General features: G+C 52.8%; 28 protein-coding genes and 1 pseudogene. 21 read left to right on the top strand and 8 right to left on the bottom strand.

From position 1 onward, the window contains the following. Positions 1 to 6: 6 nt before the first annotated feature. A complete protein-coding gene (locus tag CTZ24_RS20835; RefSeq protein WP_208726191.1) occupies positions 7 to 723 on the bottom strand; it encodes a hypothetical protein in 717 nt (238 codons plus the stop codon). A gap of 565 nt (positions 724 to 1288) precedes the next feature. On the opposite strand from CTZ24_RS20835, the gene CTZ24_RS26765 reads away from it, so the two are divergent. The 4 genes from CTZ24_RS26765 (at position 1289) to CTZ24_RS20815 (ending at position 3507) form a co-directional block, all read left to right on the top strand. After that, the gene (locus CTZ24_RS26765) at positions 1289 to 1612 is read left to right on the top strand and encodes a hypothetical protein (RefSeq protein ID WP_244634069.1); all 324 of its coding nucleotides are present in this window, start codon (positions 1289 to 1291) and stop codon (positions 1610 to 1612) included. A 187-nt stretch (positions 1613 to 1799) separates the two neighbouring features. Next, positions 1800 to 2456: an isoprenoid biosynthesis glyoxalase ElbB gene (gene elbB / locus CTZ24_RS20825; RefSeq protein WP_208726188.1), complete on the top strand. Its 657-nt coding sequence runs from the start codon at positions 1800 to 1802 to the stop codon at positions 2454 to 2456. Next, positions 2453 to 2875 carry a hypothetical protein gene (locus CTZ24_RS20820; RefSeq protein ID WP_208726186.1) on the top strand — a complete coding sequence of 141 codons (423 nt, stop codon included), beginning with the start codon at positions 2453 to 2455 and terminating at the stop codon, positions 2873 to 2875. The genes elbB and CTZ24_RS20820 overlap by 4 nt, the downstream gene beginning before the upstream one ends. Positions 2876 to 3195: 320 nt before the next feature. After that, positions 3196 to 3507 (top strand): helix-turn-helix domain-containing protein, encoded by a 312-nt coding sequence (locus CTZ24_RS20815; RefSeq protein WP_437180285.1) that lies wholly within the window; start codon positions 3196 to 3198, stop codon positions 3505 to 3507. A 150-nt stretch (positions 3508 to 3657) separates the two neighbouring features. Here the strand turns inward: CTZ24_RS20815 and CTZ24_RS20810 are convergent, their stop codons facing one another. Beyond that, positions 3658 to 3876, bottom strand: a complete 219-nt coding sequence (locus CTZ24_RS20810) for a hypothetical protein (RefSeq protein ID WP_437180284.1) — start codon at positions 3874 to 3876, stop codon at positions 3658 to 3660. A 341-nt stretch (positions 3877 to 4217) separates the two neighbouring features. Here CTZ24_RS20810 and CTZ24_RS20805 point away from each other — a divergent pair, with 341 nt between their 5' ends. From CTZ24_RS20805 to CTZ24_RS20775, 7 genes are read left to right on the top strand one after another with little or no spacing between them, the layout of a single operon-like run. Then, positions 4218 to 5084, top strand: a complete 867-nt coding sequence (locus CTZ24_RS20805; RefSeq protein ID WP_208726183.1) for a MurR/RpiR family transcriptional regulator — start codon at positions 4218 to 4220, stop codon at positions 5082 to 5084. Positions 5085 to 5092: 8 nt separating this feature from the next. Further along, the gene (gene ddpX, locus CTZ24_RS20800; RefSeq protein ID WP_208726181.1) at positions 5093 to 5668 is read left to right on the top strand and encodes a D-alanyl-D-alanine dipeptidase; all 576 of its coding nucleotides are present in this window, start codon (positions 5093 to 5095) and stop codon (positions 5666 to 5668) included. A gap of 13 nt (positions 5669 to 5681) precedes the next feature. Continuing rightward, complete coding sequence (locus CTZ24_RS20795; protein WP_208726175.1) at positions 5682 to 7244, top strand: ABC transporter substrate-binding protein; 1563 nt, start codon at positions 5682 to 5684, stop codon at positions 7242 to 7244. 46 nt (positions 7245 to 7290) lie between these two features. After that, a complete protein-coding gene (locus tag CTZ24_RS20790; RefSeq protein WP_208726173.1) occupies positions 7291 to 8313 on the top strand; it encodes an ABC transporter permease in 1023 nt (340 codons plus the stop codon). Next, entirely contained in the window at positions 8310 to 9203 is an 894-nt protein-coding gene (ddpC, locus tag CTZ24_RS20785) for a D,D-dipeptide ABC transporter permease (RefSeq protein WP_208726171.1), read from the top strand. Before CTZ24_RS20790 ends, ddpC begins: the two co-directional genes overlap by 4 nt. Further along, positions 9203 to 10183: an ABC transporter ATP-binding protein gene (locus tag CTZ24_RS20780; RefSeq protein ID WP_208726169.1), complete on the top strand. Its 981-nt coding sequence runs from the start codon at positions 9203 to 9205 to the stop codon at positions 10181 to 10183. The genes ddpC and CTZ24_RS20780 overlap by 1 nt, the downstream gene beginning before the upstream one ends. After that, a complete protein-coding gene (locus CTZ24_RS20775; RefSeq protein ID WP_208726167.1) occupies positions 10176 to 11111 on the top strand; it encodes an ABC transporter ATP-binding protein in 936 nt (311 codons plus the stop codon). The genes CTZ24_RS20780 and CTZ24_RS20775 overlap by 8 nt, the downstream gene beginning before the upstream one ends. A gap of 33 nt (positions 11112 to 11144) precedes the next feature. On the opposite strand, the gene CTZ24_RS20770 is transcribed toward CTZ24_RS20775, so the two are convergent. From CTZ24_RS20770 to CTZ24_RS20760, 3 genes are all read right to left on the bottom strand, one after another. Next, positions 11145 to 12167 carry a Gfo/Idh/MocA family protein gene (locus CTZ24_RS20770; protein ID WP_208726165.1) on the bottom strand — a complete coding sequence of 341 codons (1023 nt, stop codon included), beginning with the start codon at positions 12165 to 12167 and terminating at the stop codon, positions 11145 to 11147. A 103-nt stretch (positions 12168 to 12270) separates the two neighbouring features. Further along, entirely contained in the window at positions 12271 to 13449 is a 1179-nt protein-coding gene (locus tag CTZ24_RS20765) for an NAD(P)/FAD-dependent oxidoreductase (RefSeq protein WP_208726163.1), read from the bottom strand. A 122-nt stretch (positions 13450 to 13571) separates the two neighbouring features. Next, a complete protein-coding gene (locus tag CTZ24_RS20760; RefSeq protein WP_208726162.1) occupies positions 13572 to 14513 on the bottom strand; it encodes a 2-hydroxyacid dehydrogenase in 942 nt (313 codons plus the stop codon). A 316-nt stretch (positions 14514 to 14829) separates the two neighbouring features. On the opposite strand from CTZ24_RS20760, the gene CTZ24_RS20755 reads away from it, so the two are divergent. From CTZ24_RS20755 to crtB, 4 genes are read left to right on the top strand one after another with little or no spacing between them, the layout of a single operon-like run. Next, positions 14830 to 15735 (top strand): polyprenyl synthetase family protein, encoded by a 906-nt coding sequence (locus CTZ24_RS20755; protein ID WP_208726160.1) that lies wholly within the window; start codon positions 14830 to 14832, stop codon positions 15733 to 15735. Beyond that, the gene (crtY, locus tag CTZ24_RS20750; protein WP_208726158.1) at positions 15736 to 16905 is read left to right on the top strand and encodes a lycopene beta-cyclase CrtY; all 1170 of its coding nucleotides are present in this window, start codon (positions 15736 to 15738) and stop codon (positions 16903 to 16905) included. It begins immediately after the preceding gene. Further along, positions 16902 to 18383, top strand: a complete 1482-nt coding sequence (locus CTZ24_RS20745) for a phytoene desaturase (protein ID WP_208726156.1) — start codon at positions 16902 to 16904, stop codon at positions 18381 to 18383. The genes crtY and CTZ24_RS20745 overlap by 4 nt, the downstream gene beginning before the upstream one ends. Next, a complete protein-coding gene (gene crtB / locus CTZ24_RS20740) occupies positions 18380 to 19303 on the top strand; it encodes a 15-cis-phytoene synthase CrtB (protein ID WP_208726154.1) in 924 nt (307 codons plus the stop codon). The genes CTZ24_RS20745 and crtB overlap by 4 nt, the downstream gene beginning before the upstream one ends. Positions 19304 to 19312: 9 nt before the next feature. On the opposite strand, the gene CTZ24_RS20735 is transcribed toward crtB, so the two are convergent. From CTZ24_RS20735 to CTZ24_RS20725, 3 genes are read right to left on the bottom strand one after another with little or no spacing between them, the layout of a single operon-like run. Continuing rightward, the gene (locus CTZ24_RS20735; protein ID WP_208726152.1) at positions 19313 to 19789 is read right to left on the bottom strand and encodes a sterol desaturase family protein; all 477 of its coding nucleotides are present in this window, start codon (positions 19787 to 19789) and stop codon (positions 19313 to 19315) included. Between the two features lie 12 nt (positions 19790 to 19801). Beyond that, entirely contained in the window at positions 19802 to 20491 is a 690-nt protein-coding gene (locus tag CTZ24_RS20730; RefSeq protein ID WP_208726150.1) for an alpha/beta fold hydrolase, read from the bottom strand. After that, a complete protein-coding gene (locus tag CTZ24_RS20725; protein WP_208726148.1) occupies positions 20488 to 20916 on the bottom strand; it encodes a MarR family winged helix-turn-helix transcriptional regulator in 429 nt (142 codons plus the stop codon). Before CTZ24_RS20725 ends, CTZ24_RS20730 begins: the two co-directional genes overlap by 4 nt. Positions 20917 to 21122: 206 nt before the next feature. On the opposite strand from CTZ24_RS20725, the gene CTZ24_RS20720 reads away from it, so the two are divergent. The 6 genes and pseudogenes from CTZ24_RS20720 to CTZ24_RS20695 form a co-directional block, all read left to right on the top strand. Then, the gene (locus CTZ24_RS20720; RefSeq protein WP_208726146.1) at positions 21123 to 21722 is read left to right on the top strand and encodes a non-oxidative hydroxyarylic acid decarboxylases subunit B; all 600 of its coding nucleotides are present in this window, start codon (positions 21123 to 21125) and stop codon (positions 21720 to 21722) included. Positions 21723 to 21724: 2 nt separating this feature from the next. Further along, positions 21725 to 23152: a non-oxidative hydroxyarylic acid decarboxylases subunit C gene (locus CTZ24_RS20715; protein ID WP_208726144.1), complete on the top strand. Its 1428-nt coding sequence runs from the start codon at positions 21725 to 21727 to the stop codon at positions 23150 to 23152. A gap of 10 nt (positions 23153 to 23162) precedes the next feature. Further along, the gene (locus tag CTZ24_RS20710; RefSeq protein WP_208726142.1) at positions 23163 to 23390 is read left to right on the top strand and encodes a non-oxidative hydroxyarylic acid decarboxylases subunit D; all 228 of its coding nucleotides are present in this window, start codon (positions 23163 to 23165) and stop codon (positions 23388 to 23390) included. Positions 23391 to 23897: 507 nt separating this feature from the next. Then, a complete protein-coding gene (locus tag CTZ24_RS20705; RefSeq protein WP_208726140.1) occupies positions 23898 to 25061 on the top strand; it encodes a DUF559 domain-containing protein in 1164 nt (387 codons plus the stop codon). Positions 25062 to 25083: 22 nt separating this feature from the next. Beyond that, positions 25084 to 25683 carry a hypothetical protein gene (locus CTZ24_RS20700; RefSeq protein WP_208726138.1) on the top strand — a complete coding sequence of 200 codons (600 nt, stop codon included), beginning with the start codon at positions 25084 to 25086 and terminating at the stop codon, positions 25681 to 25683. Positions 25684 to 25839: 156 nt separating this feature from the next. Next, positions 25840 to 26079, top strand: a pseudogene (locus CTZ24_RS20695) (IS1 family transposase); the annotation flags it as partial. Between the last annotated feature and the right edge of the window lie 158 nt (positions 26080 to 26237).

Raw genomic sequence — 26237 nt, 5'->3', positions numbered from 1 at the left:
CCTTTCTCATGCATAAGGTGTTGTTAACGTTTCCTGGCTTGATGAACGAGGAGAGGTCCACTCTCCCTGAATGATTTCTCCAGATATATTGACCAGATTAAGACGAATACGGGCAGATACGCCGAGCAAATGACTTAATTGCAACCCTCGCACATAAGCAAGACTTTCAGACCATTTACACTCTTCAAAGAAGACTTCAAGTTGCGTACATGATTTTTTCCCACCCACAACAGCACGCTCGAAATACTCTTTCGTAATGGCTGCACAAGTGAGTTTTTTATCCGCATCAGGCAGTGCCGGTGACTCATGGAGGATTCTCCGACTAAGCCTTTCAGGTATCTCTTGCGTGGATAAAAGATGGGCCAAATGCTGTCGGGCTGAATCTTCATGAATTGCATGAATATCACACAGGGCTATTGCGTATTTTTCTGCGATTGGAAGGAATACGTGTTGTATTGACGAATGCAAATGACTAAGGCGCGGATGGCGTTTTTGGCTATTTGAAAGATTTTCTGCAAGGAACTGGAGGCGAAAAATACCATGATGATCGAACGCAACGGAAAGCTCTGGCAAAGGCATCCCGCGATCCAACTCCTCACGCGCAAGCTTCAGAGCAGCCTCAAAAGCGAACAGTTGTGCTTCAACAGTGATGAATCCACAGCCATCCCTCTTAACACGGGAGTTTCCTGCGAGAATACCAAGGTCTGATCTGATCTGTTCCATGATTATCGATCTCCTTTGACGTAATGGTGTAGTTGCTGCTGTTACAGGGTCTTTAGCGGTTTGGTTTTTTTAGCAGTGCGGAGGATAGATCAATTTTCAATCGCACAAAGCTTTATCAGAAGCATTTGTTAGAAAAATCAGATATTCATCATGATGAATTAAGGTAGTTTATAGCTGCCTCGCTCTTTATATTGTTGTTTCAAAGTCACTTCTGTCTCTGGCCGATATGAATTGAAGTGAATCATAAAATCAGGATTGATTACTGAAATTTGATTGTCATTATTAGTGACCTACTAAAATTCATTTGGCGCCTTAACGAAATGTCAAATGAATGCAGCGAGTTAAAAGGCAATCTGATTCGTCCCCATAATAATTTTTGACGCCATTTATTTTGAACTGACGCGAATTTTTATAGCACCAATCATGTTTGTTACACGACACTTCGTGAAGTGCATCAAATATTCCACAAAGAAGCTGGTATCTGCCATAAACATATCGATAATAAACTCACTTAACTATCATGGTCGTCAGGGAAATGATCGATCACTAAAAAAAGGATTTTGTGTTGGATATACTTAAGTTTGCTAAATACACAGCAATCGCTGTGTATGGTCTTGTGGGCATCCTTGGTTGGTATGAATACCAGTCTCAACTTGATCATACAAAAAATACGCCCACCCTCAATAACATATCTCCTGATATGACGATCAATTATGTTAGAGCCATGGTCTGGTATCACTCACGGGGAAAACTCCAGGAACTGCGTTCAATCCTAAAGACGGATGATTTAACGCAGAAAGAGAGGATTGAAATTCGCATAAAAAATATGTTGCAACACCGTTCCTCTGCTTACATCCGGGAATTTAATACTTTACACACCCCCATATGAAACTTAGGGAACTGGTATCAGGAAAATTTTGATTTCAATACTTTCCTCCAGGATGTTTATGCAATCGTCTTTGACGGAGAATTAAATGTAGATGAAAAAATACGCAATATCACAGATGTAATGGAAGAGTACCAGAACATAACAAGCAGGAAACTTATAGAGAAATTAACCAAAGAAGGAGTTTACTATGAGCAATAAAAAAGTTGCAGTGCTTTTATCCGGTTGTGGCGTTTTTGACGGTGCTGAAATCAATGAAGTTGTACTAACTTTATTGGCTCTTGAAAATAACGGCTTTTCGCATCAGTGTTTTGCTCCAGATATTCAACAACATCACGTCATAGATCATAAAAAAGGTGACATTCCACCTGAAATCAGAAATGTTTTTACAGAATCAGCAAGGATTGTCAGAGGGAATATCAAACCTGTCACGGAGTGCAACAGTGAACAATTTGCAGCCGTAATTGTTCCGGGAGGCTTCGGTGTCGCAAAAAACCTCTCCAATTTTGCAACCGGTGAATCTGAGTTTCGCGTCGAAAAAAACACCCTTTCCGCACTTAAACAATTTGCAGCGGAAAACAAACCCGCCGGATATATGTGTATCGCACCGATCCTTATCCCTTCAGTCTATGGTCCTGACGTGAAGATCACCATCGGGAATGACGGGGAAGTCATTGAGTTTATCAAGAAGGCTGGCTGTCAACACCAGATAGCAAGATATAATGAAATCGTGGTAGATGAAACGAGAAATGTCGTCACAACACCGGCTTACATGCTGGCGCAAAGTATCAAGGAAGCGAAAGAGGGGATTGATAAACTTGTGGAAAAAGTTGTGTCGTTATTATGAATATATTCCTTTACGGTTGTGTGCTTGAGGTCTTATTATTTGCTCTGGTGATAGCACTGATGGAGATAAAAAATCCTTCGGTTATGACTCATCCTTTGCCAGTAAGACCTTCGCTTTTATACGATTACGACACACGCACTGTCATTTTAGATGGAAGATATATTGTTGCATCATTTCGTAATCAATCTTTAAATCATACCCTTTTTGAGTATCTGTATAACAATCCTGACAGAAAGATAGCACTTTCAGAACTGGATGATGTAGTTCTTAGAGGACGCATATTGAATCTAACTAAAGCCGCAGATGCGATGGGATTCAGAAATGAGCTACGCCGTTTGTTGTTTACGGCTGATGCCAGCTCAATAATTTTCCATCCATCCAGACTTAAGATTAACAAGGACATGATTAAAGTAACATGATGATTAATAGTAGCCGCTGAAACATTCCTGATGAACTGCTGAATAAAGCGATCGCCATCTGATAAGAAGGCATCGCTTTTATTGAATCGAACCTTAAATTGCACACCTAACCCATTAAAAAATAAACATTTCAAAGTTATTCCGACTGACTAAGCCAACACTCATCCCTACCACTTTCGTTCTGACAACTTCGGACTTATCTTCTGCAGCTTTCACATCAATACACTCTCGACTATTTTCTTTCGGTCACAACCCCCCTGTTAAATTAAATAGACATGGGATATTTACATATAGACTTCAAATATGGAGTACAGATAAACATGCAAAGAAGAAAAATGGAAAAAGACTGGCATAAAGAAGACATCCTTGCAGCAGTAAGGAAAAAGAAAAAGTCTCTTGCTGCTCTATCAAGAGAAAGTGGCCTTGCTTCAGGAACATTAAATTATGCCCTTAACCGGCCCTGGGCCAGAGGTGAGCATATTATTGCACAAGCAATAGGCGTTGCGCCTGAGGATATCTGGCCCAGTAGATATTTGCAGACAGAAAAAAATAAAAAGCATCAGATGCGACGTCCGGTAAACGATAATGGTCAGACAGCAGGTTACTTAATCAAAAACATTGTTAATCAATGAGTACGCCGGGAAAGCTAAATGACTTTAAGGCTTCGGGCCGTTATTCAGCCGTAATCAGTGACACGAATATACTGGGGGAATGGACCTAACCACTTTTTATTTACCCGATTGACTCCCTCTCCCGCTTGCGGGAGAGGGTTAAGATAAGGACTAATGACCATGCCTTGCCCGCTGTAGCGCATGACGGAACTGACTAACGTCGTGCGGGTACCAACAGCGACGTGACAGGGGAACATCCTCATCAACCGCTTCCGGCAGCGGTAATTTTTCCAGCGTACCCCGATTGCAGATTGCTCGAGCCAGGGTCGCAGGGGGAACGCCCAGATAGCGCGCCATTTCCGGTAATGTCATAACTGAAGTGCGCATCATAGCCTCCTATATCTCCTGTGTTTCGATCTCCATCTTGAGCCGCCAGTAGTAAGTTTTATTGATTTTGGTCAGTTTAGAATTTAATTCGGAACAAAAAATAACCAACTTACGCTTCCACTTCAGTGAAATCAAAAATATCCGAGCCGCAGCACAGAATCGTCTTAATCCCCTGACGTGTTGCACCAAAAGTGAACTACGCTGCACAAATGTTGATCTGTTGTTAATTCACTCGCCACCGATTCCGCAGGTGTGACGCGCCCTGCCGCGTTGGCACGCGTTCTGCATTGTTACTCAGCTAACAAAATGCCAACCAATGACAGCTTGCTAACATTGAGGCCGCGATGACTGCTAAACCCGAATTGATTGCTCGCATTGAAGCCAGTTTCAACCAGCAAACGCCGAGTGCGAAGCGCATCGCCAGTTGGTTGCTGACGCACAGTGCGCAGATCCCGTTTGAAACAGCAGACAGCATCGCGCAGGCTACGGGTACTACCGGAATTACCGTCGGTCGCTATCTGCGTAAGCTCGGTTATCGCAACCTGGACGACGTCAAGCAAAGCCTGCGGGATGTACCCGCCAGCCCTTATCAGGCCTGGGGAATGAATGAACGTCTTGATGCCTGGCAGCAACAGAATCGGCTGCCGCGCCGCTCGCAGCAGTCGCTGGAACTGGAGCTTGACGCCATCCAGCATGTCTATCAACTGGCGCAAAGCGAGGTGTTTCAGCGCGTGGTGCAGCAACTGACGCACGCCGATGCGGTATTTGTACTCGGCATCCAGTCCACCCGTGGTATCGCTAACGCCTTTTTTAGCCATCTCGAATACCTGCGACCGCGCGTCAGCTATGCCGAGGGGCTTTCGGGCAGTTGGGTGGAATCCCTGAATTCTGGCTTTGAACGCCCCTATGTGGTGATCACCGATACCCGCGCCTACTCCGCCATTGCCCGCCAGTATTGCCGCGTAGCGTGCGAACAACAGGTGCAGCTGGCGTTAATCACCGATATCTGGTGTCCGTGGGCGCGTGACTACCCGCTGGATTTATTACAGGTGAAAACTGATACCGGCCATTTCTGGGATTCGCTGGCACCAATCACCTGCCTGTTTAACCTGCTGTTGTCAGGCGTCGTCGATCAACTGGGTGACAACCTTGCCACCCGTTTGGCGGCGAATCGTCAGTTACAGCAGGAATTTGGTCAATTTGAACGTTAAGGGTTGCTATGTCTGACAATTGTGAACTGGTCGATCTCACTGCGCGTTTCCCGCAATTAACTATCGATCTGAAATACGCCACGGCGGATAACCTGACCGGCCGTCCGATTTATCGCGAAGCGCGCTGCCTGCTGCATCCTGATGCCGTACCGGCGCTGGAAAAAAGTCTCGCTATTGCGGCACTGGCTGGTTTTCAGTTGCGCGTTTACGACGCGTATCGCCCCCGCCAGGCGCAGGCGTTGCTGTGGCAAGCCTGCCCCGACCCGCAATATGTCGCCGATCTTACCCTGGGTTCCAATCACAGCCGGGGCGTCGCCATTGATGTGACCCTGATGGACCAGGACGGACACATCCTTGATATGGGCGCCGGCTTCGATGAGATGCATGAACGTTCCCATCAATATCACCCTTCCGTGCCGGTCGCCGCACAGCGTAATCGCCTGTTGCTCAACGCGATTATGTTTGGCGGCGGCTTTGTTGGCATGAGCAGCGAATGGTGGCACTTCGAGTTGCCCGATGCGCTGCGCTATCCGCTGCTTGACGATCGTTTTTCCTGTTACGACGACACCTTATTTTCCTGTTAACTGGAGCTTTGCGATGAAGACGACACACCTGTTACGTTCGCTGTTACGTCCGGCCCTTTTGACCAGCGCGCTGGCGCTCGCTGTCCCTGGCGTACAGGCGGCGGTGCCGAAAGATATGCTGGTGATCGGCAAAGCCGCCGATCCGCAAACCCTTGACCCGGCGGTCACCATTGATAATAACGACTGGACCGTCACTTACCCGGCTTATCAACGTCTGGTGCGCTATAAAACGGTCGATGGCAAAGGTTCTACCGAAGTGGAAGGGGATCTGGCCGCCAGCTGGCAGGCTTCGGAAGATCAGAAAACCTGGACCTTCAAACTGAAAGATAATGAAAAATTTGACGACGGCAGCGCCGTGACTGCCGATGCGGTAAAAGCCTCATTCGAACGTTTGCTCAAAATCAAACAAGGTCCGGCAGAAGCCTATCCGGCCGATTTGAAAATCGATGTGGTTGACCCGCATACGGTGAAATTCACCCTCAGCCAGCCTTTTGCTCCCTTTCTCTACACCCTGGCGAACGATGGCGCATCGATCATTAATCCGGCGGTGTTGAAGGCACATGCCGCTGACGATGCACGCGGTTATCTGGCAGAACACACCGCCGGTTCCGGCCCCTTTATGCTGAAAAGTTGGCAGAAAGGTCAGCAACTGGTGCTGGTGCCTAATCCGCATTACGCCGGGGATAAGCCGGCGTTTAAACGCGTGTCGGTAAAGATTATCGGGGAAAGCGCCTCACGCCGTCTGCAACTGTCGCGCGGTGATATCGATATCGCTGATTCGCTACCGATTGACCAACTCACCGCGCTGAAACAGGAAGGTAAAGTCGAGGTGGCGGAATACCCGTCGCTGCGCGTTACTTATCTTTATCTCAACAACAGCAAGGCACCGATGAATCAGGTGGATCTGCGTCGTGCCGTCTCCTGGGCCACCGATTATCAGGGTATGGTGAAAGGCATTCTGAGCGGCTACGGCAAGCAGATGCGCGGGCCGATCCCCGAAGGCATGTGGGGTTATGATGCCTCCGCAATGCAATACAACATGGATGAGGCCAAAGCCAAAGCCGCGCTGGACAAAGTGCCACAAAAACCGGCCAGCCTGACGTTCCTCTACTCAGATAACGATCCCAACTGGGAACCTATCGCCCTTTCCACTCAGGCCAGCCTCGGCAAAATCGGTATCAATGTGAAGCTGGAAAAACTTGCCAACGCCACCATGCGTGAACGCGTCGGTAAAGGCGATTACGACATCGCGATCGGCAACTGGAGCCCGGATTTTGCGGATCCCTACATGTTTATGAATTACTGGTTTGAGTCGGACAAGAAAGGGCTGCCGGGCAACCGTTCCTTCTATGAAAACGCCGACGTCGACAAGCTGCTGAAAAGCGCGCTGGCAACCACCGATCAACAGGCGCGCACCAAAGATTATCAGCAGGCGGAAAAAATCGTCATCGACGAGGCAGCCTACGTTTATCTGTTCCAGAAAAACTATCAGCTGGCGATGAACAAACAGGTCAAAGGCTTTGTGTTTAACCCGATGCTGGAACAGGTGTTCAACATCGCTAACATGAGTAAGTAAGCAACTCAACGTAAGGCGTCGACAACGACGCCGTCAGGGAGCGCCGATGACACTCTGGCAAATTTTACGCCAGCGCTGCTGGGGACTTCTCCTCGTGGTGGCTGGGGTCTGCGTGATCACCTTTATTATCTCGCATCTGATACCGGGCGATCCGGCGCGGATGCTGGCCGGGGATCGCGCCAGCGAGGCGATTGTGCAACATATTCGCCAGCAACTCGGGCTGGACCAGCCGCTATGGGTGCAGTTTGGACGCTATGTGATGGCGTTGTTGCATGGCGATCTGGGAACCTCAATCCGCACCGGGCGACCGGTGCTGGAGGAGATGCGTACCTTTTTCCCCGCGACGCTGGAGCTGGCCTGCTGCGCCCTGCTGTTGGCGTTGTTGATCGGTATCCCGCTCGGCGTGTTGTCGGCCGTGTATCGCAATCGCTGGCTCGACCATCTGGTACGTTTGCTGGCGATCACCGGCATCTCCACCCCGGCCTTCTGGCTCGGGCTGGGGGTGATTGTGCTGTTTTACGGTCATCTGCAACTGTTGCCCGGTGGTGGACGGCTGGATGACTGGCTTGATCCCCCGGCGCGTATCACCGGGTTTTACACCATCGATGCGCTGCTGGCGGGTGACAGCGAGGTGTTTTTCAACGCCTTACAGCATCTGATATTGCCGTCGCTGACGCTGGCGTTTGTCCATCTCGGCATTGTGGCACGCCAGATACGCGGCGCGATGCTGGAGCAACTCAGCGAAGATTACATTCGTACCGCCCGCGCCAGCGGCTTGCCAAACCGGGTGATTATCCTGCGCTATGCGCTGCCGAATGCGCTGATCCCGTCCGTCACCGTGCTGGGCCTGGCGCTGGGGGATCTGTTGTACGGCGCGGTTCTGACCGAAACGGTTTTTGCCTGGCCGGGGATGGGGGCGTGGGTGGTGGCTTCGATCCAGGCGCTTGATTTCCCGGCGGTGATGGGGTTTGCCGTGGTGGTGTCCTTTGTTTATGTGCTGGTCAATCTGGCGGTGGACCTGATCTATCTGTGGATCGACCCGCGCATCGGTCGCGGAGGTGACGCATGATGATGACGGAAGTCGAGCCGCGTACACGCAACCACCGCCGCTGGCAGTCCAGCCTGAAACGTACCTTCTGGCTGTTGCGGCAAAGCCCGCTGACCCTGGTGGGCGGCGTGATCATGCTGCTGATGTTGTTGCTGCTGATCCTGTCGCCGTGGCTGGCCCCCTATGATCCCAACGCGCTGGACCTCACCGCACGTCTGCAAGCGCCTTCCGCACTGCACTGGTTTGGCACCGATGAAGTGGGCCGTGATCTGTTTAGTCGCGTGCTGGTCGGTAGCCAGCAATCGATGGTGGCGGGTTTGATGGTGGTGGTGATTGCGGGCGGCATCGGCTCACTGCTCGGCTGCTTCTCCGGGGTGATCGGTGGGCGCGGTGATGCATTGATCATGCGGCTGATGGATATCATGCTGTCGATTCCCTCGCTGGTGCTGACGATGGCGCTGGCGGCGGCACTCGGGCCAAGTCTGGTCAACGCCATGCTGGCCATTGCCATCGTGCGTATTCCGTTTTATGTGCGGCTGGCACGCGGCCAGACGCTGATTGTGCGTCAGTTCACCTATGTTCAGGCCGCCCGTACCTTTGGCGCTTCACGCTGGCATCTGATCAGCTGGCATATCCTGCGTAACGCTTTGCCACCGCTGATTGTGCAAGCGTCACTGGATATTGGCAGCGCGATTCTGATGGCGGCAACGCTGGGATTCATCGGCCTTGGCGCGCAGCAACCCACGGCCGAATGGGGCGCGATGGTGGCGGTAGGGCGTAATTATGTGCTGGATCAGTGGTGGTACTGCACATTCCCGGGCGGAGCCATTCTGATCACTGCGGTTGGTTTTAACTTGTTTGGCGATGGTCTGCGTGATCTGCTCGACCCGAAAACCGGAGGACAACACTGATGGTGACTCAGGTACTCTCCATGCGCGACGTGCAGTTGAACTTCCCGATCTACCAGGGTGAAGTCCATGCGCTCAATCATGTGTCACTGGAGGTCGGACGCGGCGAGATTGTTGGCGTGGTGGGTGAATCCGGCTCCGGTAAATCGGTCACTGCCATGCTGGCAATGCGCCTGCTGCCAGAGGGACGTTACCGCGTGCCGCAGGGTGAAGTCACGTTGCTCGGAGAAGATGTGCTGCGCGCCAGTGAGAAACAATTGCGACAGTGGCGTGGTTCGCGCGTGGCGATGATCTTTCAGGAGCCGATGACGGCGCTCAATCCGACACGCCGCATCGGGCGGCAAATCGTGGAGGTGATCCGCCATCACCAGGCGCTGACGCGCAAAGCGGCACAGCAAAAAGCCATCGGCCTGCTGGAGGAGATGCAAATTCCCGATGCCGCCCAGGTGATGAAACGTTATCCGTTTGAACTGTCAGGCGGCATGCGCCAGCGCGTGATGATCGCACTGGCCTTTTCCTGCGATCCCACGCTGATTATCGCCGATGAACCCACCACCGCGCTGGACGTCACGGTTCAACTCCAGGTGCTACGCCTGCTGAAACAGAAAGCCCGCACCAGCGGTACTTCGGTGTTATTTATCAGCCACGACATGGCCGTGGTATCGCAGCTGTGTGATCGTTTATACGTGATGTACGCCGGTAGCGTGATTGAACAGGGGGCCACACAGGATTTGATTCGCCATCCGGTGCATCCCTATACCCAGGGGTTGTTGCAGTGCGCGCCGGAACAACGTGAACCCCGTTCAACGCTACCCGCAATCCCTGGCACCGTGCCAAATTTGGCGCATCTCCCCACCGGGTGCGCTTTCCGTGAACGCTGCTTTGCCGCCGGGCCGCGCTGTAGCGAAACGCCAACGCTGCAACCTTGTGGTAGCCAGTCTGCCGCCTGCTGGTATCCGCAACGGGAGAACGCTTATGTCTGAGATGCTGTTGGAACTGCGCGATGTGCATGTGAATTTTCCGCTGCGTCGCAACTGGCTGGGCCGCATCACCGAACAGGCCCATGCGCTGAATGGTCTTGATTTACAGCTTAACCGCGGCGAAACCCTGGGCATTGTGGGCGAATCGGGTTGTGGCAAAAGTACCCTCGCCCAACTGTTGATGGGGATGTTGCAACCGCAGCAGGGCCAGTGCCAACGCGCTGCACCCGCCTCGGGCACCATGCAGATGGTATTCCAGGACCCCTTGTCGTCTCTCGATCCCCGTTTACCGGTGTGGCGCATCATCACGGAACCGGTGTGGATTCAGCAGCGCATGAAGGAGGCGGCGCGTCGCCAGCTCGCCGTTGAACTGGCTCAGTTGGTGGGAATTCGCCCTGAATACCTTGATCGTCTGCCGCATGCCTTCTCCGGTGGTCAGCGCCAGCGTATCGCCATTGCCCGCGCCCTCTCCTCCACCCCGCAGATCATCGTGCTGGATGAGCCTACCTCGGCACTGGATATATCCGTACAGGCACAGATCCTCAACCTGCTGGTCATGCTCCAGCAGCAGCGCAATCTGACCTATGTGCTGATTTCGCACAACGTCTCGGTGGTACGACATATGAGCGATCGTGTGGCGGTGATGTATCTCGGGCAGATAGTTGAGCTGGGCAAGGCCGACGACGTCCTGACGCAGCCGCAGCATCCTTATACGCAACTGCTGCTGGCCTCAGTGCCGGACATCCATCAACCGCTGGCAGAACACATCGCGTTACGTAAAACCGATTTGCCGGGCAATCGCGTGTTACCCGGCGGCTGCTATTTTCGCGATCGCTGCCCGCTGGCTGTGGAGGCCTGTGGTACGCCGCAGCAATTACGGGGGGTGGAAGGGAACCGCGCGGTGCGTTGCTGGCAGGTAAATAGCCCGTAACGGCGCGATTTATCGCGCCGTTACGGGAGGGAATCAGAGAGCGACAATCCGCCCTTCACGCGCACTGATAAACGCGGCATCCAGCACTTCCAGTACGCGAATCGCCTGTTCGGTTGTGACCGGAGGTGCGCTGCCATTTTTCACCGCGGCAGCAAAGGCCTGGTAGTAATCATGGTATGCGCCCTGCGCTGCCGGGATACGTTCATAACCCGCAGCGGTATGCAGCGTGCCCCAGTGTTCTGGCGGTTCAAAGCCCCAGCCCGCTCGATCGTTAGCCGGACGTTTACCGGCAAAGATATCGCGCGCCTGGACGTCCGAGCCTTGCGCAACGTAGCTACCGGCCTCGCCATACAGACGCAGTTCACGACAGGAAAGATAATTGATCTTACTGGAGGAGATGTACGAGTGCGCGCCACTGCTGTGGGTCAGCGTCAGGACAAAACTGGCATCGGTCGCCCCTTCTGGACGATCGACAATATCCAGATGCGCCAGCACCGAGGTGACCGGCCCCATCAGCCACAGCGCCTGATCCACCAGATGGCTACCCATATCACGCAATAAACCGCCGGTTGCGCCCCCTTCCAGGGTATGAGGTTCGTCAAGATCCATACGGTTATGCAAGCGCCACAGCTTGCCAAGCCGCTGTTGTTCAATCAACTGATGCAGGGTCTGCATGTCGGAATCAAAACGTCGGTTATGGTACACACCCAGCACCACCCCTTTCGCCTGTGCCGCTGCGGCCAGCTCGCGTCCGGTTTTGGCGTCTGGCGCGAAGGGTTTATCCGCCACCACGGCAACACCGGCCGCAATCGCCTCCAGCACCAGTTCACGTCGCGTTTGTGGCGGGGTGGTAATAGTGACCATATCCACCCCCGCCGCCAGCAGCTCGGTCAGGCTGGCATAAATCGGCACATCGGGAAAATCAGCCTGCGCCTTTGCTATAGTGGCGGGGGCGCGCGCCACAATCCCTGCCAGCTCCAGCCCCTCAGCGGCGGTAATAAATGGGGCGTGAAAATTCTGCCCGCCAGTGCCATAACCCACTAATCCAACTTTCATACTCCCTCCGTGTGATGACGGGTGATGTACCCTTTGCCAACGATAGCAAAAATCCACTGGCAAACAACACGGAAATTTCACAAAGTGTGATTTCGGAATATTTTTACTGCGCCGCCGGAAAATAATGAACCGGCGTGGGGAAATCGGCAGCGGTTTTTCCCAGCAACCGCTGCGGGCGAAAATCCCGCAATAACGGGCTGGGAGTATCGCTGCCCAGCTCCTCCGCCAACAGGCGGCCAATCAGCGGCGACAGCGTCATCCCGCTGTGCATCACCGCCAGATAGACTCGCTGCTGCGGCGTGACAAAGCCCAGCGCCGGTAACCCATCGGCGGGACGCGCTCGCTGCCCCACCACAATCTGTTCGATGTGCAGCGAACCGGCGTCATCAAACAATTCACGGTAACGGGCCTGCATCTGCTGCGCGATGGCGCTATCAACGGCGGGCGGCGCTGCGGGATCGGCCTGGTCGTCGAGATCCAGCGCCTGTAACAACAGACGCCCACCGCCATCCGGGCGTACATTCAACTGCGGGGTAATCAGGTTCGTGGCGAGCGAGAGCGGCTGCGGCGCAGTGCGCGCCAGGAAACTACAGGCGACTTTATTTGGCTGGCTGGCGTCGGTCATCGCCAATTGCAGGCCAAGATGCTGCATCACTTCCGCTGACCAGCGTCCACTCGCCACCACCAGCCGATCCCCCCGCCACTGCCCGCCATCATCCAGCCTTAGCCTGACCTCCGTTGCACTCTCCTGCACATCGGTAACCCGACATTGCTGATGCAGCACCGCACCGGAGCTGCGGGCGTCGGCCCACAGGCGCGCCAGATATAGCGATGGATAGAGAATCGATTCGGAAGGGAAATGCCACAGACTGCCGCTGACAGCGGTGCTGCGTAACTCGGGGACTTCGCGCTGCAACTCATTGAAGGTGACTTCCCGCGCCGGATACCCCAAAGCCTGCAACCGCTCCGCACGCTGTTTCAATGCGTGCTGGTCGCTGTCTGACGCCCATTCCCAGGTCCCACAGGTTTCCAGCCAGCGCAGTCCGTTGGGTTGGGACAGTTGCAGCCTGACATGTTCTTCCATCGCCAGCGCATTGAGCTGATGGTAACTGTCAGGTTGTTTGCCGTTGGAATTGAGCCAGGCAAAGGAGGTACTGCTGGTGCCCGCCCCGAGGTGCTGTTGTTCAAAAAGGGTGACCTGTGCCCCCTGTAAGGCAAGCGCCCGCGCCACCGCCATACCGATGACGCCGCCGCCAATAATTGCGATTTTCTGTGCTGTCATATCTGGCTCCCTGAAAAAAAACTCACCATAGCATAATCAATCTCAGACAGCGGGAATGAAATTCCCGCCGCGCACGATGATGCAAAGGATATAAGTTTTTCCTCTGGGTCCAGATTAAAAAATTATGCCGGGCTGATAATTTTTCCGGTAGAAAAATATGACAACAAATTCTCCAGCACATTATTTGCCATCTGCTCACGGGTTTCAAACGTGGCGCTGGCAATATGCGGCATCAGAATAACATTCTCCAACTGCCGCAGCGCTGGATTAATAACCGGCTCCTGTGGATACACATCCAGTGCCGCCCCTTTAATTACCCCCTGCTGCAATGCCGTAATCAAATCCGCTTCATTGACCACATTACCACGCGCCACATTAATCAATACCCCGTCTGCACCAAGCGCTTTCAGCACGTTGCGGTCGACAATGTGCTGATTCTCCGCACTGCCCGGCAGGGCCAGCACCAGAAAATCACTGAATGCCGCCAGTTGTTCGAGGTTGTCACAACGGCGATACGGCGTGGTTTTGGCACTGCGCGCGGTATACGCCACCTCCATACCAAAGGCTTCTGCACGACGGGCAATCGCCAGCCCAATCGCGCCCAGACCGGCGATCCCCAGCTTTTTGCCACTGACTTTACTGGAAAGCACCGGTCCCTGCGTTTCCCACTGGCCCGAACGGGCAAATTGATCGTATTGCAGCAGCTTACGTGAGAATGCCAGCGTCAAGCCCAATGCCAGATCGGCCACGTCATCGGTAAGAATATTTTTGGTGATACTGACCTGAATCTGACGTGCCTTGGTGGTGCTTAAGTCGATACGGTCGGTGCCCACACCAAAAACCGCAATTGCTTTACAAGCCGGTAATTGTTCCAGCAGGGTATTTTCCACCCCGACATCACCGCGCGTAACAATCGCCTGAATTGATTTCCCCTGGCGCTGAAGAAATAACGCCGGATCGGCATATTCATATAAACGGTGACAGTGGAAATGTTGCGTTAACTTTTCATCCAACTGAGGCATCAACGGTTGAATAATCAGAACTTCAGGTAACGTAATTGACATTTTTCTTTCCGCGTTAACAAATGGATTTAGCGTCAGACTAACGGATAAATTTAATGTTACGGCGAATGGTTACTTATTTCGTCGCAGCGATCACGTTGACCCTGCCCCGTAGTGACGCGATTTATCGCGCGTCTTTTTGGTCGAGTGCATAAGATTGCGCGATAAATCGCGCCGCTACGCCATGTGGTGACCTGGCCGTATCGTGCCATCCCAACCCAGAGTCACGGGACAAATCGCTTCGCTTATCTGGCGAACTCTCCCCCGGCAGGCTACGGTTAAAAAAACCACAAAGATCTCACCACTTTTGGAAGACGTTATGATCGTCCGTGTCGATACCGCTGTGAACCCACAAAGTGAATTACCTCAGTTGCATCAGCGGCTGCAAACCCACCTTGAACAATTGCTGCCGTGTGGGCAGCAGGCGGATCAGGTGCGCGCGGCAATGCGGGCAGGCACCCTGGCGCCGGGCAAACGCATTCGCCCCCTGCTGCTGTTGCTGGCAGCGCACGACATGGGTTGTGACAGCCGACAACCGGGCCTGCTTGACCTGGCGTGTGCGGTGGAGATGGTCCACGCGGCGTCGCTGATCCTTGATGATATTCCTTCAATGGACAACGCGCAGATGCGTCGAGGTCGCCCCACCGTGCACTGCGAGTTCGGTGAAAACGTCGCGATTCTCGCCGCCATTGCCCTGGTCAGCCGCGCTTTTGAGGTGATTGCCGTGGCCCCGGGCCTGGCGGCGCAGCGTAAATCTGACGCCATCGCCGAGCTTTCTGCGGCGGTCGGTTTACAGGGTTTGGTTCAGGGGCAGTTTCAGGACCTGCATGATGGCGCGCACGCCCGCAGCGCAGAAGCGATTGAGCTAACCAATGAGCTCAAAACCAGCGTGCTGTTCCGCGCCACGCTGCAAATGGCTGCGATCGCCGCCAATGCGTCCCCGACGGTACGGCAAAATCTCCGCTCCTTTGCGCAGGATTTGGGTCTGGCGTTTCAATTGCTCGACGATCTGACCGATGGCGATAAATACACCGGAAAAGATCGCCATCAGGATCAGGGTAAATCCACGCTGGTGGCGATGTTGGGGGCGGAGGGTGCTGAACGCCGCCTGCGAGACCATCTGCGGAGTGCGGATGCCCATCTGGCCTGCGCCTGCCATCGCGGTATGGCTACCCGCCAATATATGCACGCGTTGTTTAACCAACAGTTGGCGAGGCGCAACTGATTGCCGTTAAACAACCACTATGACGTGATTCTGGTGGGCGCCGGGCTGGCAAACGGCCTGATAGCCCTGCGGTTACGTCAACAACATCCCTCGCTGCAATGCCTGCTACTGGAGAGCAGCCCACAGGCTGACAGCAATCATACCTGGTCATTTCATCAGGGGGATTTGCATGCCGGGCAGCACCGTTGGATCGCGCCCCTGGTCAGCGCACGCTGGTCTGGTTATCAGGTGCGCTTCCCGGCGCTACAACGTCACTTGCCAGGTGACTACTTTTCCATCTCATCGGCCCACTTTGCCCGTCAACTGATTGCCGCGCTGGGGGATGATTTGCGTACCGGTTGCGCGGTACACCATCTCACCCCCACCAGCGTGACGCTGGCTGATGGCCGCCAGTTACACGCCAGAGCGGTGATTGATGGGCGCGGCGTGCGCTACTCGCCCTATGTGCGTCTCGGTTATCAGGTTTTTGTCGGTCAGGAGTGGCAACTGGCAAAACCGCATGGCCTGACGCAACCGCTGCTGATGGATGCCACCGTGCCGCAGCAACAAGGATACCGCTTTGTCTATACCCTGCCGCTGAGCGCGGATCGCGTGCTGATTGAAGATACGCACTACATCGATACCCCGCTGCTGGATGATAGCGAAACGCGCAAACATATCGCCGATTACGCCCAGCAACAAGGCTGGCGTCTGAGCCTGCTGATGCGCGAAGAGCGTGGCGCATTGCCCATCACCCTGAGCGGCGACATTGATGCTTTCTGGCAACAACAACGCGGCCAGCCGTGCAGCGGTCTGCGCGCCGGTTTGTTTCACGCCACCACCGGTTATTCTCTGCCAACCGCACTCAGGCTGGCTGAGCTCATCGTCGCGATGCTGCCCTGCGATGCCAGCACCCTCAGCCAGCATATCGAGGCTTTCGCCCGCCGCCACTGGCGCGAACAGCGTTTTTTTCGGCTGCTGAATCGCATGCTGTTTCTCGCCGCCCGCCCGGAACAGCGTTGGCGTGTGATGCAACGTTTTTACCAGCTTGATGCGGATTTGATCGCCCGCTTTTATGCCGGTCAACTCACCCTGACTGACAAAGCCCGCATTTTGTGCGGTAAACCCCCGGTCCCGCCGGGTGCCGCGCTACGCGCGTTACTGACGACACACACAGGGAAGCAACCATGAATCGGACTTTTGTTATTGGCGCAGGCTTTGGCGGTCTCGCCCTCGCTATTCGCTTGCAGGCGGCGGGCATTGCCACCACAGTACTGGAACAGCACGACAAACCCGGCGGGCGCGCTTATGTCTGGCAGGATCAGGGGTTTACCTTTGATGCCGGACCAACGGTCATTACCGACCCCAGCGCCATCGAGGCGCTGTTTACCCTGGCGGGGAAATCCCTGCACGATTATGTCGAGTTGATGCCGGTGACGCCCTTTTATCGTCTGTGCTGGGAAGATGGACGCAGGCTGGATTACGATAACCATCCGCAGCGTCTGGAGCAGCAGATTGCCACCTTTAACCCGCAAGATGTTGCCGGTTATCGCCAGTTTCTCGCTTATTCACGCGAGGTGTTTAACGAGGGATATCTCAAGCTGGGCAGCGTGCCCTTTCTGTCGTGGCGCGATATGGTACGCGCCGGGCCGCAACTGGGGCGGTTGCAGGCATGGCGCAGCGTTTACAGCATGGTGGCGAAGTTTATTCGGGATGACCACCTGCGTCAGGCCTTCTCTTTTCACTCTTTGTTGGTGGGTGGTAATCCCTTTGCCACATCCTCGATCTATACCTTAATCCATGCGCTGGAGCGTGAATGGGGCGTGTGGTTTCCGCGCGGTGGTACCGGCGCGCTGGTCAATGGCATGGTGAAGTTATTGCAGGATTTGGGCGGCGAGGTGTTGCTGAATGCCGAAGTACAACGGCTCGATATCACCGGCGATCGTATCAGCGGCGTGCAGTTGACCGATGGTCGGCGTTTTCATGCGCAGGCCGTCGCCTCGAATGCCGACGTCGTCCATACCTATAATTGTTTACTGGCACATCATCCAGCCGTCGCAAAGCGCGCCGCAGCGCTGAAACGCAAACGAATGAGTAACTCGTTGTTTGTGATCTATTTCGGGCTTAACCAGCCGCATCCACAGCTGGCGCATCACACCGTCTGCTTTGGTCCGCGCTACCGTCAGTTGATTAATGAGATTTTCAACAGCGGCCAGCTGGCGGAAGATTTTTCGCTTTATCTGCATGCGCCCAGCAATAGCGATCCGAGCCTGGCACCACCGGGCTGCGCCAGCTTTTATGTGCTGACCCCGGTGCCACATCTTGGCACCGCAGATATTGACTGGCGGCAAGAGGGTCCACGCCTGCGCGACCGCATTTTTGCTTATCTGGAGACGCATTACATGCCGGGTTTACGTTCCCAGTTGGTGACGGAACGGATGTTCACCCCGTTTGATTTTCGCGACAGGCTGCATGCCCACCACGGCTCGGCTTTTTCGCTGGAACCGATTCTGACGCAAAGCGCGTGGTTCCGGCCACATAATCGCGACGATGTGATTCGCAATCTTTATCTGGTCGGTGCAGGCACCCACCCTGGCGCAGGCGTGCCTGGCGTGATCGGTTCCGCCAAAGCCACCGCACAGCTGATGCTGGAGGATCTTGCAGGATGAGTATGCCGTTAATGGAACATGCCAGCCAAACCATGGCGGTTGGTTCTAAGAGTTTTGCCACCGCTGCCAAACTGTTTGATGCCTCAACGCGACGCAGCACGCTGATGCTGTATGCCTGGTGTCGCCACTGCGATGACGTCATTGATGGACAAACGTTAGGCGCATCCGCCGTGCAGCACCCGCGCGATGATGCACAGGCGCGCATGGCGCATCTGGAGCTGGAAACACGTCGAGCTTACAGCGGTGCCGCTATGGAAGAACCGGCCTTTGCCGCCTTTCAGGAGGTGGCGCTGATGCACCGTATTCCACCACAACTGGCATTTGACCACCTCGCAGGTTTTGCTATGGATGTGCACCAGCAGCGCTATCTGCGCTTTGAGGACACCCTGCGCTATTGCTATCACGTTGCCGGGGTTGTGGGGTTGATGATGGCCCGTGTGATGGGGGTACGTGACGAACGCGTACTGGATCACGCCTGTGATTTGGGGCTGGCATTTCAGCTCACCAACATCGCCCGTGATATCGTTGAGGACGCGCACCAGGGACGCTGTTATTTGCCGGAAGAGTGGCTGCATCCGCTGGGTCTGCACGCTGCGAATCTGGCGGAAACGCAGCACCGTGCTACGCTCGCCACCCTGGCTGCACGGCTGGTGGCAGAGGCGGAACCCTATTATCAGTCAGCGCATGCCGGGTTACCGGGTTTATCGCTGCGATCGGCATGGGCCATCGCCACTGCGCATGGCGTGTATCGTGAGATTGGCGTCAAAGTCCAGCAGGCAGGCTCACACGCCTGGGACAGACGCCAGCGTACCAGCAAGGGAGAAAAGCTGGGCTTACTGCTAAAAGGGGCAGGCCTGGCACTCAGTTCACGCTTGACGCGCCCGGCGCAACGGCCCGAAGGGCTGTGGCAACGTCCGTAGTAACGCGATTTATCGCGGCGGTTTTTGTCGCTGACGCAGCGCCTGCTGCAACTTCGGCAACGGTGGCGCATACAAAAAGCCAAACGACACACAACCTTCCTTACCGCGCACCGCATGATGCATGCGATGCGCCATATACAAACGTTTCAGATAACCACGACGTGGAATGTATTTAAACGGCCAGCGTTGATGCACCAGGCCATCATGCACCATAAAATACAGCACGCCATACAGGCTCACGCCCGCACCGACCCATTGCAACGGCCACAGCCCATTGACGCCGAGGTAAATCATCACCACCGCCATCAGCGCAAAAATCACCGCGTAGAGATCATTGAGTTCGAAACCGCCATCGTGGGGTTCATGATGCGACAGATGCCAACCCCATCCCCAGCCATGCATGATGTATTTATGCGCCAGAGCTGCGACGACTTCCATCAGCACCAAGGAGAAAAGCAGGATCAGAGTATTGACTAACCACATCATGGTTCCTCCTTTTTACAGGTCAACCTTTCTCAGCCAGGCCGCAACCCGCGCAGCGAGTTGTTGCGGTTTTTCCAATGGGATCATATGTCCACTCTCCTCAATCAACTCGACACCGCTGCCGGTCAGTTGCGCGAGTTCCAGCGCTTCCTGATAAGAACGTAATTGATCCTGTTGAGCAGCAATAATAGCAACCGGACAAGGAATCGGGTGCTGCGTAATATGATCGCGGATAAGCCCCGACTGGTTGATGAAGGCTGCCGCCCCAAGCCGCTGACCCATGTTCTGTATCTTGCCGATTAACCCGGTGTCGTCATACCGGGCGGGATGCAGCGATTTTTTTATCGCGCCGCTGCTGATACCACGAAAGTCTCCCCTGTTGATCGCCTCCACCGCATCCTGTTTGGCGTGTCGCTGTGCGGGGGTATCCTCACGCAATGAGGTGGCAATCAGGATCATTCCTGCCACCCGTGCGGGAAATGCTTCAACAATCGCGCGGGCGACATAACCGCCAAGGGAAAATCCGGCCACAATAAAACGTTCCGGCAGTTGTGCGGCAATCGCCTGGGCAATGGCGCTGATGCTGTCGCCACCGGAGAGGTTGGCATAGATAAACTCGCGATCATCAGGGAAGGCGTCGACAAAATCGTCCCATAGTGTTTCATCGAGCATAAATCCGGGGATCAGCACCACAGGTAATTTCATCGCCCACTTTCCCCCTTCGCCAGCATGGATTTCAACAGGACAACCACCTCATTTTGCTGCTGTTCCCCAAGGCGTGAAAGGAAAAAGGTATCAACCTGCTCGGCGATGGGACGCGCTTCCAGCAACACACGTTTGCCTTCAGTGGTGAGAAAAATAAACCGCCGACGCCTGTCAGTGGTGCCCTGCTGTCGTTCAATCAGGTTTTTTTTCTCCATACGCACCAGCAACTCCGCCAGCGTCGCCTTGGTGCTTAAGGCCGCTTCGGTAAGATCGAGCTGCTCAATCCCCGGTTCCGCTTCGACCGCACACAACACCGCGTATTGCTGTTTGGTCAGTTCCGGCAACGATTTCTGCCATAGCGCAGTATGGTCCTGAAGCAGCTCGCGCATCAGGTGAAAGAAGACATTGCCCAACTCTTTTTGCATGAGGTTCGCCTGACGTTAAGAAGAAGATCGCTAAGCGTTTGATTGTAATGCAGCAACAACAATTCGCGCCAACAACCTCTGCATCAATCGTTGCAATCATAAAATTCGTACACGAACTTTTTTCGTGCTCACCCCTTGCGCATCCTTGGACGTGGCGTTATTTTAATTTTAACGTTCGTATACGAACAATATGTTTGAGGGTCGAGATGAAACTGATAATCGGAATGACCGGTGCCACCGGTGCACCTTTAGGCGTGGCGCTGCTCCAGACGTTACAAACCATCAAAGAGGTGGAAACCCATCTGGTAATGAGCAAATGGGCCAAAACCACCATTGAACTGGAGACGCGTTACAGCGCACGCGAAGTCGCTGCTATGGCCGATGTGGTACACAACCCAGCAGATCAGGCTGCGTCCATCTCCTCCGGCTCTTTTCACACCGATGGGATGATCATTATCCCGTGCAGCATGAAAACCCTGGCCGGTATCCGCGCGGGTTACGCCGAAGGTTTAGTCGGACGTGCGGCTGATGTGGTGCTGAAAGAAGGACGCAAACTGGTGTTGGTGCCACGCGAAACCCCACTCAGTACCCTCCACCTCGAAAATATGCTGGCCCTGTCCCGCATGGGCGTGGCGATGGTGCCACCCATGCCCGCCTGGTACAACCATCCCGCCACTATAGATGACGTCACCAACCACATCGTAGCTCGCGTGCTCGATCAATTCGGCATCGCGTCACCCAAAGCCCGGCGCTGGCAAGGCTTAAGCGAAGCAACTTCACAACATGTTCTGCAAAAGGAGAGTTAAGAATGGCCTTTGATGACCTGCGTAGTTTTCTACATGCCCTGGATGAACAGGGCCAGTTACTGAATATCGATGAAGAAGTCCAGGCAGAACCGGATATCGCCGCCGCTGCCAACGCTACCGGACGTATCGGCGAAGGTGCCCCCGCTATCTCCTTCACTAAAATTAAGGGTTTTAACCACGCACATGTGGTGATGAATACCATCGGTTCATGGCAAAACCACGCCATTTCCCTCGGACTTCCGGCAAATACGCCGGTGAAACAGCAAATTGATGAATTTATTCGACGCTGGGATAACTTCCCGGTTGCTCCTGAACGTCGGGAAAATGCCCCCTGGTCAGAAAACACCGTGGATGGCGACGCGATTAACTTGTTCGACATTTTTCCCCTGTTTCGCCTGAACGACGGCGATGGCGGATTCTATCTTGATAAAGCCTGCGTCGTGTCACGCGACCCGCTCGATCCTGACCATTTTGGTAAACAGAACGTCGGCATTTACCGTATGGAGGTCAAAGGCAAACGCAAACTGGGTTTGCAACCGGTGCCGATGCATGACATTGCGCTGCATCTGCATAAAGCTGAGGAGCGCGGTGAGGATTTGCCGATCGCTATCACCCTCGGAAACGATCCCATCATCACGTTGATGGGTGCCACGCCGCTGCGCTACGACCAATCTGAATACGAGATGGCGGGCGCACTGCGAGAAAGCCCCTATCCTATCGCCACCGCCCCACTAACCGGCTTCGACGTACCCTGGGGTTCTGAAGTGATCCTTGAGGGGGTGATTGAAGGGCGCAAACGCGAAATCGAAGGCCCGTTTGGCGAATTTACCGGCCATTACTCCGGCGGTCGTAATATGACGGTGGTCCGTATCGACAAGGTTTCATACCGTACAAAACCGATTTTCGAATCGCTGTATCTCGGCATGCCGTGGACCGAAATCGATTATCTGATGGGGCCCGCCACCTGCGTACCACTTTACCAACAGCTGAAAGCCGATTTCCCGGAGGTGCAGGCGGTCAATGCCATGTATACCCACGGGTTGCTCGCCATTATCTCAACGAAAAAACGTTACGGCGGTTTTGCCCGTGCGGTCGGGTTGCGCGCAATGACCACGCCACACGGCCTCGGCTACGTAAAAATGGTGATTATGGTCGATGAAGACGTCGATCCCTTCAACCTGCCGCAGGTGATGTGGGCGCTGTCATCAAAAGTGAACCCAGCCGGGGACCTGGTGCAACTCCCCAACATGTCAGTACTGGAACTGGACCCCGGCTCCAGCCCGGCGGGGATCACCGACAAACTGATTATTGATGCCACCACCCCGGTCGCCCCGGATACCCGTGGTCACTACAGCCAGCCGGTAAAAGATTTGCCGGAAACCGGTGCATGGGTAGAGAAACTGACCGCCTTACTGGCCAACCGTAAATAAGGAGATAAAGATGACCTGTCCACGTTGTGCCGAAGAACATATTGAAATCATGGCGACCTCACCGGTGAAAGGGGTCTGGACGGTGTTCCAGTGCCAGCACTGCCTCTACACCTGGCGCGATACTGAACCGGCCCGCCGCACGCAACGCGAGCACTACCCGGAGGCATTTCGGATGACGCAAAGCGATATCGATAATGCGCCGGAAGTGCCGAGTATTCCGCCGTTGTTGGCAAAATAAACGCAGTAAACGGCGGGTGACGACTCGCCGTATCTTGACTGTGGAACTGCCTCTGACTTGCCTGGCTATTTGCAATTTACCTGGTGACGGTTGGCAATTTACTTGAGCATCCCCAACTAAATCTGATCGTACACTCGAAGGAGAAAAAGTTTCATCTGAACGTCTGCTGTGTGCAAGGAGCGGAAGTCACTAACATCGTGGCGCATTAACCAACGGGGAGCATGTCATGAACATAAAACATTTTCAGTCAATTGGAATCACCACGAACTCACTCAAAGCAGTAACCAGCTAAAGGCTGAGAAATGAATATCTCGATCTGCGTGAGTATGTTAAAAATGAATGCAATCAGTTTTTTATCAGGCGATTGTTAGGCTAAGGGATGTCCCCTAAAACCACGGGCTTTTCAAGCTCGGCCAAATCCCCCTATCTCCTTCATCGGAGGGTGTCCCTTTGGAGAATCAAGTGGTAACAAATAAATTTATAAAAATCAAATGGATGGCTTGAAAATTGGATAAGAAAATCATTACAAGACTGATGCTAATTTTTGTATTACTTCTGGTTGGCGTTGTTTTTCACCTCGCTTTACTTCTTGCCGCTGCACTTGCCTGGTCGATTTATGAGGATCTGAAATCACCTTCCACGAAGAATTTCGAACCGGCAAAGCACGAATATACAAAACATGACTCTTCTTTCGACACAATAAAGGATCGACGAAATGTATCGAAGAATGACGACGAATGGGAAAAGTATTTTTTAGCTGATTGCGAATCTCCGGCTGAAGAAAGTTTCCTTACTACAGTGATTGAAGCTTTTAACCTTGTGCCAGAGCGGGGGAGACTTGTAGGTGAAAAAATCACTCTTGAAATGCAAGTTGTCAAATCACGTTATCGATTCGATTTTTTATTAAATTCATCGCAGATAATTGAAGTTGATGGGGCTGCCTGGCACTCTTCACAAGAACAAAAAGAGCGAGACAGAGTTCGTGATGAATACTGTATAAAGTGTGGTTATAACGTAACTAGAATCCCAGCCAAAACCGTCCTGTACGACTATAAAAAGACAGTTGAAATTTTTAGATCATTGATTGATGTTTCACATACATATAAAGAATCGAAGGCGGTCAGTACAGAGTCTAAAGTAGTGTCAACGGTAACAGCATCTGATTTTCTTAATAAGATCAACCAAGAAATAGACTCTAAACTCGATATAGAAAAATATAGTAGGGATTTTAAAAAAGCATTCGAACATGAAAGAATGCACCTTGAGATATTTTGTCAGAGTGTTAAAAGGAAGATTGAAATAGAGAAATATCTTGCAGATAGCGAACCTGGAACTAACTCTCAATTCGTGGCACACCGGGCTAGACTCAGTGCACTGGTCGACTCTGACAAAAAGCTTGTAGTTAACTGGCTTCCTATTCAAGAGCCATCAGGGATCAGTGACCCTGACCTTCAGGCGTGTATTACTTCTAAATTTCGTGCATTATCGGAAGAGCGTGAGGCGTATCTGAAGGGGTTGTCTGAAAGATGCTCGACCGATCTAAGGTTCAGGGAGTTGCTTAGAGAAAAATTGACTAGCTGTAAATACCCGAACATGCATATGATTTTCAAAACGGTTAGACTGACTTTTGGAACAGCTCTTAAGGGGCTGGAATCAACCATAAAAAAGTAATCAGCACATAGAAGACTTTGCAATGAGAATTAAGTATCACCCGGAAAATACAGAAATTCAATTTGACAGCCTCACGCCAGCTTCATTGAAAGAAAGTGGGGTTGAGATAAACTCAATATACATATCTGAAAGTCTTTTTGTAAAAATAAGAGACTTCTATCAGTCCCGGGATTTTTTTTGGAAAAGCTTAAATTGCAACTTAATGAACTTTTCCTACAGCAATTATTATGATGGATTGTATTTTACAATGATTGAATCTGTTGAATATAAGCACAATGCCAGATACTTAATAAAAATAAGATACGATAAGGAAAGATACCTTAAGCAGTTGTCTGTTAGGCGCAGGCGTGAAATTTTGGATGATGAAATCACTAGATTGGATCAATTGATCATGATTGGTGATGCTTATTATGACATATACAAGTTGCTGTCTAAGGTGTTTACTGAGTACAGAACGCATGTTTTTTCTTGTGATATTTATGCGAATAGACTTGCTTGCGAACAATTAAGCTACTTGGATATCCCGATTGTTACCTATGGTCGCGATTACTATGAAAAAAAAGATCGGGATGGATTGAGGGAAATGGAATTTATAGACCACTTTCTTGAGAGCGGTTTCTGATTAAAGAAGTAAATTTTGTATATTTTCGAACAAGACTTGAAGAAAAACTCAAGTGCGAATCATGGCTGTACTTCCTGACAATATAGTTCATTGTTCTTAGGTAATACCTCTAATTGGTTGAATGCGATGTATAATGCCTGGTTTTAAGATTCACTCATGGTCAGCGTTACCGTTCACTGTGCCCGTTGTCAGTCCGCCCAGGTTTACCGTCATGGTCAGAACCCTAAAGGATACGACAGGTTTCGCTGCCGTGACTGCCACCGCGTGTTTCAGCTCATTTATATCTTATGAGGCCCTAAACCAGGGTTTAAAGAGCAGAACACCGAAATGGCCTTCAATGGTGCTGGGGTTCGTGATACCACCAGGACACTGAAAGTCGGCATTAAGAACGTCATAATCATTAGATCCTTCATTGAAAAATATATGTTCACTAATTGGAGCCATAACCAAGTTAGCAATATTTACATAATAGTTGAGGACAACTGCGAACTTCCGCTCCTCGTTCAAAGCTGCCTCTCACCACAGTCGGTACTTTTGTCGGATATATGTCCAGG

This window comes from Pantoea phytobeneficialis (genome assembly GCF_009728735.1).
Lineage (GTDB): Bacteria > Pseudomonadota > Gammaproteobacteria > Enterobacterales > Enterobacteriaceae > Pantoea > Pantoea phytobeneficialis.
This window is presented reverse-complemented; position numbering and strand designations above follow the sequence as displayed.